Annotated in this window: 11 protein-coding genes; 8 read left to right on the forward strand and 3 right to left on the reverse strand. The window is 74.0% G+C overall.

All coding sequences use genetic code 11. The annotated features are described in order from the left end of the window. Positions 1 to 68: 68 nt before the first annotated feature. A complete protein-coding gene (pdxH, locus tag KME75_RS13790; protein ID WP_219415025.1) occupies positions 69 to 719 on the reverse strand; it encodes a pyridoxamine 5'-phosphate oxidase in 651 nt (216 codons plus the stop codon). Positions 720 to 1,022: 303 nt separating this feature from the next. Here pdxH and KME75_RS13795 point away from each other — a divergent pair, with 303 nt between their 5' ends. Beyond that, positions 1,023 to 2,138, forward strand: a complete 1,116-nt coding sequence (locus KME75_RS13795) for a citrate synthase 2 (protein WP_219415039.1) — start codon at positions 1,023 to 1,025, stop codon at positions 2,136 to 2,138. Positions 2,139 to 2,230: 92 nt separating this feature from the next. On the opposite strand, the gene KME75_RS13800 is transcribed toward KME75_RS13795, so the two are convergent. After that, positions 2,231 to 3,496 carry an MFS transporter gene (locus KME75_RS13800; protein WP_308282756.1) on the reverse strand — a complete coding sequence of 422 codons (1,266 nt, stop codon included), beginning with the start codon at positions 3,494 to 3,496 and terminating at the stop codon, positions 2,231 to 2,233. Positions 3,497 to 3,567: 71 nt separating this feature from the next. Here KME75_RS13800 and KME75_RS13805 point away from each other — a divergent pair, with 71 nt between their 5' ends. Continuing rightward, positions 3,568 to 4,539 carry a GlxA family transcriptional regulator gene (locus KME75_RS13805; protein WP_219415027.1) on the forward strand — a complete coding sequence of 324 codons (972 nt, stop codon included), beginning with the start codon at positions 3,568 to 3,570 and terminating at the stop codon, positions 4,537 to 4,539. Here the strand turns inward: KME75_RS13805 and KME75_RS13810 are convergent, their stop codons facing one another. Further along, complete coding sequence (locus KME75_RS13810; protein ID WP_219415028.1) at positions 4,540 to 5,424, reverse strand: DUF7847 domain-containing protein; 885 nt, start codon at positions 5,422 to 5,424, stop codon at positions 4,540 to 4,542. It abuts the gene before it with no gap. A gap of 559 nt (positions 5,425 to 5,983) precedes the next feature. Between KME75_RS13810 and KME75_RS13815 the strand changes: the two genes are divergently transcribed. The 6 genes from KME75_RS13815 (at position 5,984) to sepH (ending at position 12,179) form a co-directional block, all read left to right on the forward strand. Beyond that, positions 5,984 to 6,829, forward strand: a complete 846-nt coding sequence (locus KME75_RS13815) for an ABC transporter ATP-binding protein (protein ID WP_219415040.1) — start codon at positions 5,984 to 5,986, stop codon at positions 6,827 to 6,829. Beyond that, complete coding sequence (locus KME75_RS13820; RefSeq protein ID WP_219415029.1) at positions 6,826 to 7,665, forward strand: ABC transporter permease; 840 nt, start codon at positions 6,826 to 6,828, stop codon at positions 7,663 to 7,665. The genes KME75_RS13815 and KME75_RS13820 overlap by 4 nt, the downstream gene beginning before the upstream one ends. Beyond that, a complete protein-coding gene (locus tag KME75_RS45850) occupies positions 7,662 to 8,873 on the forward strand; it encodes a sensor histidine kinase (protein ID WP_219415030.1) in 1,212 nt (403 codons plus the stop codon). Before KME75_RS13820 ends, KME75_RS45850 begins: the two co-directional genes overlap by 4 nt. Then, the gene (locus tag KME75_RS13830) at positions 8,870 to 9,490 is read left to right on the forward strand and encodes a response regulator (RefSeq protein ID WP_219415031.1); all 621 of its coding nucleotides are present in this window, start codon (positions 8,870 to 8,872) and stop codon (positions 9,488 to 9,490) included. Before KME75_RS45850 ends, KME75_RS13830 begins: the two co-directional genes overlap by 4 nt. 126 nt (positions 9,491 to 9,616) lie before the next feature. Continuing rightward, positions 9,617 to 10,753, forward strand: a complete 1,137-nt coding sequence (gene serC / locus KME75_RS13835; RefSeq protein WP_308282757.1) for a phosphoserine transaminase — start codon at positions 9,617 to 9,619, stop codon at positions 10,751 to 10,753. Positions 10,754 to 11,027: 274 nt separating this feature from the next. Further along, a complete protein-coding gene (gene sepH, locus KME75_RS13840; RefSeq protein WP_219415033.1) occupies positions 11,028 to 12,179 on the forward strand; it encodes a septation protein SepH in 1,152 nt (383 codons plus the stop codon). The last annotated feature ends 174 nt before the right edge of the window (positions 12,180 to 12,353 follow it).

Genomic DNA, 12,353 nt, shown 5'->3' on the forward strand with positions numbered 1-12,353 from the left:
CCACTGCGCGACCCGAAGGACCGCCGCGGTCACGGCGGACGTGCCCAGGTTCACGACCGATCCGGCCGTCAGGGCGCCAGGCGGCGGACCTTCCAGGTGCGGTCGTGGCTGTCGAGCTCGAAGCGCAGCCGGTCGTGCATGCGGTCGTGGCGGCCCTGCCAGAACTCCACCTGCTCGGGCAGGATCCGCCAGCCGCCCCAGTGCTGCGGGACGGGCACGGTCTCGTCGGCGGCGAACCGCTGCGTCGTCGTCTCGAGCGCGTCGTCGAGGACCTGCCGGTCGCGGACCACGGCGGACTGGGCGGATGCCCACGCCCCGAGCTGCGAGCCGCGCGGCCGGGTGACCCAGTACGCGCGCGTCTCGGCCGGGGTGACGAGCTCGACCCCGCCGCGCACGTGCACCTGCCGGTGCTGCGCGTACCAGGGGAACGTGGCGGAGGCGTAGCGCGTGCGGCGCAGGTCGTGGCTCTTCGCCGAGGTGTAGTTCGTGAAGAACACCAGCCCGCGGGCGTCGAGGACCTTGCACAGCACGCTGCGCGACGACGGCAGGCCGTCGCCGCCCACCGTGGCGAGCACCATGGCGTTCGCCTCGACCACCCCGGCGGCCTCGGCCTCCATCAGCCAGCGCGACAGCTGCTCGTGCCACGTGGGGGCGAGCGCATCCATGTCGAACCCCTCGGTCCGGTAGTCCACCCGCATCGCAGCCAGCTGATCCGTCATTGCGCCTCCACCGGTAGCCGACGCACCACGCTATGTGTCCGACGGCGACTCCGACAGACCCGGTGACCGAAGCCACCCGCTCACACCGTTGCCTCTCGACCCCGCTAGGAGCAAGGTGACGCCAACCACGCGGCCGCCACGCGCGGGCGCGGCCAGCACGCCGGCCGGTCGAACGGAGCCGATCGGCGGGCGACACCGGTCGACGACGCCACCGGCGCCGCGGCCGGCCGAGTCGGCGACCACGATGAGGAGGACGCGGTGACTGCGACCGCGCCGGACGTACCGGGCCGGAACGACGGAGCGGTGCCGCCGCCCCCGCCAGGGTTCACATCCGGGCTGCAGGGCCACGTGGCCTTCCGCACCGAGATCGCCGAGCCGGACAAGGACGGCGGCGCGCTGCGGTACCGGGGCGTCGACATCGAGGAGCTCGTCGGCAAGGTCACCTTCGGCAACGTGTGGGCGCTGCTGGTCGACGGCCGGTTCGGCTCCGGCCTGCCGCCCGCCGAGCCGTTCCCCATCCCCGTGCACACCGGCGACGTCCGGGTGGACGTGCAGGCGGCGCTCGCGATGCTCGCCCCGTACTGGGGCTACCGCCCGCTGCTCGACATCAGCGACGAGGAGGCCCGCGACCAGCTGGCGCGCGCCTCGGTGATGGCGCTGTCCTACGTGGCGCAGTCGGCGCGCGGGATCGGCATGCCCGCGGTTCCCCAGTCGCGCATCGACGAGTGCCGCACGATCACCGAGCGCTTCATGACCCGCTGGCGCGGCGAGCCCGACCCCGCGCACATCAAGGCGGTCGACGCGTACTGGGTCTCCGCGGCCGAGCACGGCATGAACGCCTCCACGTTCACCGCGCGCGTGATCGCCTCCACCGGCGCGGACGTGGCCGCCTCGCTGTCGGGCGCGATCGGCGCGATGTCGGGGCCGCTGCACGGCGGCGCGCCCGCCCGGGTGCTGCCGATGATCGCCGAGGTCGAGAAGACCGACGACCCCGAAGGGCTCGTCAAGGGCATCCTCGACCGCAAGGAGAAGCTCATGGGCTTCGGGCACCGGGTGTACCGGGCCGAGGACCCGCGGGCCCGGGTGCTGCGCCGCACCTGCCAGGAGCTGAAGGCCCCGCGCTACGAGGTGGCCGCCGCGCTCGAGCAGGCCGCGCTGTCGATCCTGCGCGAGCGCCGGCCGGACCACCCGATCGAGACCAACGTGGAGTTCTGGGCCGCCGTGATCCTCGATTTCGCCGAGGTCCCGCCGCACATGATGCCGGCGATGTTCACCAGCGCCCGCACGGCCGGCTGGTCGGCGCACGTGATGGAGCAGAAGCGGGAGGGCAAGCTGGTGCGCCCGTCGGCCCAGTACATCGGCCCGGGCCCGCGCAGCCCGCAGGACGTCGAGGGCTGGAACGAGATCCAGCACGCCTGACCCGACCTGCCCGAGTTGCAGCAAAGCCACTTTCACGCAACGACGTTGCAGGAAAGTGGCTTTGCTGCGTTCCGGAGCGGCGGGCGTTCCGGTCAGGTCACGGCAGGGACCGGGCGGCGGCGGATCAGCAGCGACAGCCCGCCCGCCGCGACGGCCAGCGCGCCGCCCACGAACCACGCCGCGTCGTAGGCGCCGAGCTCGTCGCGCACGATGCCGGCGCCCAGCGCCATGACGGCGGCGCCGACCTGGTGCGAGGCGAACACCCAGCCGAACACCACCGGGGCGGAGGCGCCGAAGACCTCCCGGCACAGCGCCATGGTCGGTGGGATCGTCGCCACCCAGTCGAGCCCGTAGAACACGATGAACGCGAGCATGCTGGCCTGGATGTCCGGCCTGAACAGCGCGGGCAGCGCGAGGAGTGAGAGCCCGCGCAGCACGTAGTAGGCGAGCAGGAGCAGGCGTGGGTCGACGCGGTCGGTGAGCCAGCCGGACGCGATCGTGCCGGCGACGTCGAAGATCCCGACGAGCGCGAGCAGCCCGGCGGCGACGGTGTGCGGCATGCCGTGGTCGTGTGCCGCCGGGATGAAGTGCGGCTGGATGAGGCCCATCGTGGTGGCTCCGCAGATCATCATGCCCGCGGCGAGGTACCAGAACGGCCCGGTGCGCGCGGCGCCGGCGAGCGTGCGCAACGCGAGCCGGGCGGCACCACTGCGCACCGGGTCGGCGTCGTCGGCCGGGGTGCCGCCGTAGGGCGCCACGCCCAGGTCGCGCGGCCGGTCGCGCAGCAGCCACAGCACGAGCGGCGCGACGGCCAGCGCCGCGACGGAAACCGCGAGGGACGCGGGCCGCCAGCCATAGGCGTCGGAGACCTGGGCCACCAGCGGCAGGAACACGAGGCCGCCCGCCGCCCCGGCCGCCGTCAGCACCCCGGAGACGAGCCCGCGGCGGGCCACGAACCAGCGCCCCGTGACCGTGGCGACCAGCGCGAGCGCCATCGAGCCCGTGCCGAGCCCGACGAGCACCCCCCAGCAGAGGATCAGCTGCCAGCTCGCGGTCATGAACACGGTGAGGCCGCTGCCGGCGGCCACCACCAACAGCGCGGCCGCGACGACCCGCCGGATCCCGAACCGCTCCATCAGCGCGGCGGCGAACGGGGCGGTGAGCCCGTAGAGCGCCATGTTGACGGCCGCCGCCAGCGAGATCGTGGACACCGACCAGCCGAACTCGCGGTGCAGCGGGTCCATCAGCACACCGGGGACGGCGCGGAAGCCCGCGGCGCCGACGAGGGCCAGGAAGGTCACCGCCGCCACCCACCACGCGGGGTGGACGCGACGTGTGCGCGCATCGAGGTCGATCACGAGAGGCAGCTTCACCGGCGGCGCGAGCGGACAACAGTGGCCCGACGGCCAATACATGAAAGAATCCGGCCATGGCAGCACTCCACGAGGTCGCCGTCCTCGCCCTTCCCACGGTGGTGGCGTTCGAGCTCGGGCTCCCGCACAAGCTGATCGGCACCGCGGTCGACGACGACGAGCGGCCGCTCTACCGGGTGCGCGTCGCGACACTGGACGGTGGCCCGGTCCGCACCTCGCCCGACTACCGGGTGCTGCCCGACCACGACGCGGCGATCCTGCGCACCGCCGACACCGTGATCATCCCCGGCATCTACGGCGGGCCCGCACGCGAACGCGGAGTACTGCAGCCCGAGCTGGCCGCCGCGCTGGACGGGCTGTCGGCAAGGATGGTGTCGATCTGCACCGGCGCGTTCGTGCTCGCCGCCGCGGGCCTGCTCGACGGCAGGCCCGCCACCACCCACTGGATGCACAGCGCGGCGTTCCGGGAGCTGTTCCCCGCCGTCCGCCTCGACCCGGACGTGCTCTACGTCGACGACGGCGACGTGCTGACCTCGGCGGGCAACGCGGCCGGGATCGACCTCTGCCTGCATGTCGTGCGACGCGACCACGGAGCCGCCGTGGCGAACCGGGTGGCCCGCCGCAGCGTGGTGGCCCCGTGGCGGGAGGGTGGGCAGTCGCAGTTCATCGAGCCGCCCCCCGATCCCGCCGGAGCCGGCACCGCCGCCACGCGGGCCTGGGCCATGGACCGCATCGGCGAGCCGCTCACCCTGGCCGACCTCGCCACCCACGCGTCCATGAGCGTGCGGACCTTCACCCGCCGCTTCCGCGACGAGACCGGCGTGAGCCCCGGCCGCTGGCTCGCCACCCAGCGCGTCGCGCTCGCCCGGCGGCTGCTGGAGAGCACCGACCTGCCGGTGGAGCGCATCGCCGCCGACGCCGGCTTCGGCATCACCGCGTCGCTGCGCCAGCACCTGCACGCCGCGATCGGGGTGGCCCCGCTCGCCTACCGGCGGACCTACCAGGGTGCGACGCGCGACCCCGGGTGATCAGCCCCCGGCGCCGGCCGCCTTGGCCACGTCGATGTCGAAGCGCTCGCGCCGGATCCGCTGGTCGATGTAGAGCAGGCCGGTGACACCGACCGTGAACGGCACGGTGAACGTGCTCACGACGATCAAGGCGAGCACCGCGGGGATCTGCGCACCGAATGACGGCGGCTCCGGCGCAGCTCCCGTGCCGAGGCCCACGAAGGCCGTGAAGCCGAACGCGAGGCCGACGATCACGACGACGGCCAGCGAGATGAGACCCACGAGGAACACGATCCCGAAGATCCGCCACCACGCCCCGCTGACGAGATTGCCGGACCGGGACAGCGCCCCCACGACGCCGATGTCCTCGAGGAGGTATGCCGGAGCCGCCATGCTCCACCGCACTCCGAGGTAGACAGCGACGATCGCCGCCGCCAGCACGAGGACGGCGCCGACCCCCAGGCCCGCTCCCGAACCCCCGATGGCCACGGCGACGACCACCGGCACCACCGCGACCATCACGATCGCGCCGATGATCAGCCCGACGAGCAGGGTCAGCCCGATCAGGCCGAGCAGCCGCGGCGCCACGGCCCGCCAGGCCTCGCCGAGGCCGACCCGGCGCCCGAGCACCGCACGGCTGAGCGCCACGAGCAGCAGCCCGTTCAGGGCGGCGCCGACGAGGATCGCGCCGAGTGCGGCGGCGGGGGAGAGAAGGGCTGCCGACACGGCCTCGGAGGGCGCCATCGCGGCGCCCTCCGGTACGGCGTTGACTTGCGCGATCAACTGCAACCCGTAGGTGATCGTCATGGCGACCGCGGCCAGGCCGATGACCGTCCCGGGATTCGCCCGGATGTAGCCGACCGCGCCGCGCAGGATGTCGCCGAGGACGAGCGGTCGCAGCGGCACGACCCCCGGCTGTGGCGGGCTCGCCCCAGGGTGGCACACCGTGACCCGGTGGCTCTTCTCGCGGATCGTGCTCAGGTCGATCTGGCATGTCCGGCATCGCCGTCCCCCTCGGTGTGGATCTCTCACACGTGTCGGCCGCGCCCGTCAGAGGTGCCCGTCGTGGATCGACCGGCGGTCCTCCCCACCGCCCGGCCGTCCCGTCCCCCCGGATCCGGACGCCGCCCTCGGATCATGGACGGGAACGAGGTGTTTCGCATCCGCGGGCCGGCGGGTAGCGGACCGCCCGGCCCGAGGTGGTGGTTTTCGCTGTTGCGACTGCGCGGATGCGCATCTCACTCCGATCATGACCACTACGACCGGTGCGAGGTCGCAGTTCCGGCAGCTCCGACTGCGCGGATGCGTATCTCGCGGCGATCATGGCCGCGCTGATCGCGGCGATACACCTCCGGCGCGTCGCCCCTGCGCCCCTGTCCATCGATCGACCGACAGCACGTACCACCGTGCGGTCGTTCCGCCGCCCCGGTCTGCGAGCGAGGCTCATGTCGTGACCGAGAACGCGATCCGCATCCGCGGGCTGCGCAAGCACTACCCCGGCGCCGCCCGGCCCGCCGTCGACGGGGTGGATCTCGACGTCACCCGGGGGGAGGTGGTCGCCCTGCTCGGCCCGAACGGAGCCGGGAAGACGACGACGGTGGAAGTCCTGGAGGGTCACCGGTACCGCGACGCGGGGGATGTCGCGGTGCTGGGGGCCGATCCGGGGCGGGCGGGCCACGAGTGGCGCGCCCGGATCGGCATCGTCCTGCAGTCCGGCGCCGACCAGGCCGACCTCACGCCCGCCGAGGTGGTGCACCACTTCGCCGGCTACTACCCGCAGGCGCGGGACCGGGACGAGGTGCTGCAGCTCGTCGGTCTGTGGGAGAAGCGGGGCACGCTCGCCCGCAACCTCTCGGGCGGGCAGCGGCGCAGGCTCGACGTGGCGCTGGGCATCATCGGCCACCCGGAGCTGCTGTTCCTCGACGAGCCGACGACCGGGTTCGACCCGCAGGCCCGCCGCGACTTCTGGCAGCTCATCAGGGCGCTCGCCGCCGACGGCACCACGATCCTGCTCACCACGCACTACCTCGACGAGGCCGACGCGCTCGCCGACCGGCTCGCCGTGATCGCCGACGGCCGGATCGTGGCCGAGGGCCCGCCCGCCACGCTGGGTGGTCGCGACGCGCACCGCGCGACCGTGCGCTGGTCCGAGCGCGGCGGGCAGCGCGCGGAGCGGACGGCCACGCCCGCGGCGTTCATCGCCGACCTGGCGGCCCGGCACGGCGGCGACGTGCCCGGCCTGACCGTCACCCGCCCCAGCCTCGAGGACGTCTACCTGGACCTGATCGGCGCCGCCGGAGGTCCCCGATGACCACGACCGTTCCGACCGCCCGGGCTGCCGGGCCCGCCCCGTCCGCCGTCCGGCTGGGGCTCTCCCGCGGCCGCCTGGAGCTGCTGCGCTTCTTCCGCAACCGGGACGCCGTGGTCTTCACGTTCGCGCTGCCCACCGTGCTGCTGGTGCTGCTCGGCTCGGTGTTCGGCGACGTCTACGAGGGCACCGGCGTGTCGGCGAGCCAGGTGCTGGCGGCGGGGATGATCGCGGCCGGGATCATGTCCACGACCTTCGTGAGCCTGGGCGTCGACATCGCCACCGACCGCGAGGACGGCACGCTCAAGCGGCTGCGCGGCACGCCGATGCCGCAGGCGGCGTACTTCGTCGGCAAGATCGTTCTCGTCACGGTGACCACGGTGGCGCAGACGGTGCTGATGCTCGCCGCCGCCGTCCTGCTGTTCGACCTCGCGCTGCCGGGCACCGCGCAGCGCTGGGCGACGCTGCTGTGGGTGTTCACGCTCGGGGTGACCGCCTGCTCGCTGCTCGGGATCGCGATCTCCACCGCGGCGCGGAACGCGCGCAGCGCCACCGCGGTCGTCCAGCTGCCCTACCTCGCGCTGCAGTTCATCTCCGGCGTGTTCGTGAACCCGATCTCGGCCCTGCCGGCCGGCCTCGTGGCCGTGGCGTCGGTCTTCCCGGTGAAGTGGATGGCCCAGGGCTTCCGCTCGGTGTTCCTGCCCGACGCGATGGTGGCGTTCGAGGCCGCCGGGGCGTGGGAGCTGGGGCGGGTCGCGCTGGTGCTCGGCGCGTGGTGTGTCGCAGGCTTGGCGCTGTGTCTCACGCTGCCGGTGCTCGGCTCCGCGAACCGCCGGTGACGGATGCGGCGGCGGTGCCCGCGGGGGCGGGCGCGCGCGGGATCTGGCTGTGGGACGTGCTGTACGCCATCGCCGCTGCTGCGACGTCCGTGCTGGTGGTCCTCGACAACGGCGGGGCGCCCGCCGCGGCGGGCGCGGTCGCGCTGGTCGCCGTGGGCGCGGTCGGCTGGTTCGCCGTCGGGCGCCGCATGGCACTGGCCGAGCCGGCGCGTCCGGAGGCCGCGCGGCTGACCTACTGCGGGCTGATCACTGTGGCGCTCGCCGCCGCGGTGGCACTCGCGCCGGAGGCGAACTGGGCGTTGTTCGTGGTGCTGCCGCAGCTGTTCTGGCTCCTGCCGCTCCGCTGGGGGATCACGGCCGCCGTCGTGCTCACCCCGGGCCTGCCGGCGCTCGGGGCGGTGGTGCACGGCGGCGGCGCCCGCGAGGTGCTGGCCGACCTGGCGCCGCAGATCCTGTTCATGTCCGCGTTCGGGGTGCTCGTCGGCGTCTACATCCACCGCGTCACCGAGGAGAGCGACGAGCGCGGGCGCCTGATCACCGCGCTGGAGGCGAGCCGGGCGCGGGAGGCGGAGCTGTCGCACCGCGCGGGCGCTGCGGCCGAGCGCGAACGGCTGGCCGGGGAGATCCACGACACCCTCGCGCAGGGCTTCACGAGCATCGTCACGCTGCTGCAGGCCGCGCAGGCCGAGTTCGACGCCGACCCGGGCGCGGCGCGCAGGCACGTCGACCTCGCGGTGCGGGCGGCGAAGGAGAACCTGCAGGAGGCGCGGCACCTGGTGGCCGCGGGCGCACCCACCGACGTCGTGCCCCACCCCCTCGCCGACGCCGTCGGCAGGCAGGCCGAGCGGTTCGCGGAGGAGACCGGAGTGGACACCGGGCACGGCGTGTCCGGCGAGCCGCGGAGGCTGCCCGCCGAACAGGAGATCGTGCTGCTGCGGGCGGCACAGGAACTGCTCACCAACGTGGCCCGGCACGCGGGCGCGGGCACGGTGACCGTCCGGCTCGACTTCCGCGACCCGCACGCCGTCGCCCTCACCGTCGCCGACGACGGCGCGGGCTTCGCCCCGGATGCGGTGCCCGGTGGACACTTCGGGCTCGCGATGATGCGCTCCAGGCTGGAACGCCTCGGCGGGTCGCTGGAGCTCGACACCGCGCCGGGGGCGGGCACGACCGCCGTGGTCACGCTGCCGTCGGAAGGTGCCGAATGATCGACGTCCTGCTGGTGGACGACCACCTGATCGTCCGCGAGGGGCTGCGCGGCATGCTCGCCGCCGAGCCGGACCTGCGCGTCGTGGGCGAGGCGGGAGCGGGACCGGAGGCGGTGGCCCTGGTCGGGCTGCGCCACCCCGCCGTCGTCCTGATGGACCTGCGGATGCCCGGCGGCGACGGGGTGGCGGCCACCGCCGCGATCGCGGCCCAGCACCCGGGCACGCGGGTGGTGGTCCTCACCACCTACGACACCGACGCCGACATCCTGCGCGCGGTCGAGGCGGGTGCCGCCGGGTACCTGCTCAAGGACTGCTCGCAGGCGGAGCTCACCTCCGCGATCCGCGCCGCGGCGCGCGGGGAGACCGTGCTCACCCCGTCGGTCGCCGCGCGGCTCGTCCAACGGATGCGCGGGCCGCAGCAGGAGTCGCTGTCACCGCGTGAGGTGCAGGTGCTCCGGCTCGTCGCGGTCGGGCGGACCAACGCCGAGATCGGCCGCGAGCTCCACATCGCCGAGGCCACCGTGAAGACGCACCTGCTGCGCGCGTTCACCAAGCTCGACGTGGGCGACCGGACGGCGGCGGTGACGGAGGCCCGCAACCGCGGCCTGCTGCCCTGACGCGACCACCCAGCCCGCTGCACATGGCAGCAAGGTGGCAATGCTGCCACTGGACGGCAGCAAAGCCACCTTGCTGCAACAGGGGGACGGGCGAGGCAGCCGTCCCGAGCTGCGACAATGGAGGCCGTGACCGCTTCGACGTCCACCGACCTGCAGATCCCCGCCGACCTCCTGCCCTCCGACGGGCGCTTCGGCTGCGGCCCGTCCAAGGTCCGTCCGGAACAGCTCGCCGCCCTCGCCGGCGCGGGTGCGGCCCTGATGGGCACCTCGCACCGGCAGAAGCCGGTGAAGTCGCTGGTGGGACGCGTGCGCTCCGGGCTCGCCGAGCTGTTCTCGCTGCCGGAGGGCTACCAGGTCGTGCTGGGCAACGGCGGCACCACGGCGTTCTGGGACGCGGCCGCGTTCGGCCTCGTCCGGGAGCGGGCGCTGCACCTGACCTACGGCGAGTTCTCCGCCAAGTTCGCCGACTCGACGAAGGGCGCCCCGTTCCTCGCCGACCCGGTCGTCGTCAAGGCCGACCCGGGCAGCGCCCCCGCCCCCACCACCGACCCGAGCTGCGACGTGATCGCGTGGGCGCACAACGAGACCTCCACCGGTGTGTCCGTGCCGGTCGTCCGCCCCGAGGGCACCAGCGACGGGCAGCTGGTCCTGATCGACGCCACCTCGGGTGCGGGCGGGCTGCCGGTCGACGTCGCCCAGTCCGACGCCTACTACTTCGCCCCGCAGAAGGGGTTCGCGTCCGACGGCGGGCTGTGGATCGCGCTGATGAGCCCGGCCGCACTGGAGCGCGTAGCGGAGCTCGCCGGCGCCGACCGCTGGATCCCGCCCTTCCTCTCGCTCGCGACGGCCGTGGACAACTCGGCGAAGGACCAGACCTACAACACCCCGGCGCTCGCCACGCTGTACCTGATGGCCGAGCAGATCGACTGGATGCTGGGCCTCGGGGGCCTGGACGCGTGCGTGGCCCGCACCGCCGACTCGTCCGGCAGGCTCTACGCCTGGGCCGAGAAGGCCGAGTTCGCCACGCCGTTCGTCGCCGACCCGGCCCACCGCTCGCAGGTGGTCGGCACGATCGACTTCGCCGACTCGGTGGACGCCGCCGCGGTCGCGAAGACGCTGCGCGCCAACGGCATCGTCGACACCGAGCCGTACCGCAAGCTCGGCCGCAACCAGCTGCGCATCGGCATGTTCCCCGCGATCGAGCCGGACGACGTCTCGGCGCTGACCGCGTGCATCGACTGGGTCGTCGAGCGCCAGTCCTGAGCGTCTCCGCCCAGGGGCGGGCGTCGATCCGGCGACACCGGATCGTCGCCCGCCCGTGATCGTGTCGCCCGATCGCGCTCTGTAGTCACATGAGTAACATATGCCACAGCTTTACCTAACGTCGCAGGGATGGAACGCTGCGTGTGTGGCGGGGCTGGGGCGGCACATTCCGACGTCGGACGGGGTGGGTCAACCCCGGCGCGCCTCCACCGCAGGTTGCGATTCGGCAACTACCGTCACCCGGACGGGGAGAACGAGAGCGGGGAGGCCGCCGATGCGGGCGCTGCGGGTCGTCGGGATCACCGAGGGCGACGGTGAGGTCTCCGTCGTCCTCGAGGACCCGGGGCGTCGTGAGCGCTTCACCGTGCCGGCCGACGAGCAGTTGCGCGCTGCCGCTCGGGGAGACCTGACCCGGCTCGGACAGATCGCGATCGAGTTGGAGAGCCAGTTGCGCCCACGAGAGATCCAGGCCCGAATCCGCGCCGGAGCGTCCGTGGAGCAGGTCGCCTCGGCGGCAGGTGTTCCGCTGCAGAAGATCGAGCGGTTCGCCTACCCCGTGCTGCTCGAGCGTTCCCGGACCGCCGAAGTGGCCCAACGCGCCCATCCCGTGCGGGCCGACGGGCCCGACTCCCGCAGCCTCGGCGAGGTCGTCGCGCACACGTTCGGCCTGCGCGGCCAGGAGTACGCCGACGCCGACTGGGACTCCTGGAAGGGCGAGGACGGCCGCTGGGTCGTCGCGCTGTCCTGGCGGGCGGGGCGCTCGGACAACCGGGCGCACTGGACGTTCCAGCCCGGCGCCCACGGCGGCACCGTCACCGCGCTGGACGAGCACGCGAGCGACCTGGTCGAGGGTCTGCCTGCGCGCCCGCTGCGCACCGTCGGACCCGTCATCGACATCGCCAGGGCCGAGGAGGCCGAGCCCGCCCCGGCCCCGCAGCCGGTCGAGGAGCTGCGCGCCGCCGCGTCCGACACCGCCCGCGGCGCCCGGATCGAGCCGCCCCGCAGCGAGCCGCCGCGGGCCCCGGCGGCCGAACCCACGCGACCCGCCCCGGAGCGGCCGCCCACCGAACGCCCGGCGGCCCGGACCACCGCCCCGGAGCCCACGCGGCGCGCGGAGCCCGCCGCCGAGCCGCCCGTGGCGCGCACCGCCCCGGAAGCTCCCACCGAGCGGCCCGCGACGCGCACCGCGCCCGAGCCGCGCCGGCCCGTTCCGCCCGCCCAGCGCCAGGCCCCGGTCGAGCCCACCCGGCCGGCGGAGCCCGCGGCCACCGAGCCCGAGCCGCAGCAGCCGGCGGCCGAGACCCCGGCCGCCGAGCCCGCCCAGCCGCCCGCGGCGGAGGCGCCCGCCGCCAAGCGCACCAAGAAGGGCAAGCCGGTCATGCCGTCCTGGGACGAGGTGCTGCTGGGCGTGCGCGGCCAGCGCTGACGTCCGCCCGGATTGCAGCAAAGCCACTTTCACGCAATGAGATGGCATGAAAGTGGCTGTCAGGAGAATCGACCGCAGCCTATGAGGCCTTGGCGAGTGTGACCTCGTATCCGAGGTCTTGGAGTGCCTTGAGGTGGCGGTCGCGGCGACGGTCGGGGCTGTCGTGGCGGCGGA

Origin of the sequence: Pseudonocardia nigra (assembly GCF_019396355.1) — a bacterium.
GTDB lineage: Bacteria > Actinomycetota > Actinomycetes > Mycobacteriales > Pseudonocardiaceae > Pseudonocardia > Pseudonocardia nigra.

What these genes read in the sequence shown, in the direction of transcription:
- sepH (WP_219415033.1), top strand. Translation starts at nt 11,028, where the DNA reads ATGCGGGCGCTGCGGGTCGTCGGGATCACCGAGGGCGACGGTGAGGTC.
- KME75_RS13830 (WP_219415031.1), top strand. Translation starts at nt 8,870, where the DNA reads ATGATCGACGTCCTGCTGGTGGACGACCACCTGATCGTCCGCGAGGGG.
- pdxH (WP_219415025.1), bottom strand. Translation starts at nt 719, where the DNA reads ATGACGGATCAGCTGGCTGCGATGCGGGTGGACTACCGGACCGAGGGG.
- KME75_RS13805 (WP_219415027.1), top strand. Translation starts at nt 3,568, where the DNA reads ATGGCAGCACTCCACGAGGTCGCCGTCCTCGCCCTTCCCACGGTGGTG.
- KME75_RS13820 (WP_219415029.1), top strand. Translation starts at nt 6,826, where the DNA reads ATGACCACGACCGTTCCGACCGCCCGGGCTGCCGGGCCCGCCCCGTCC.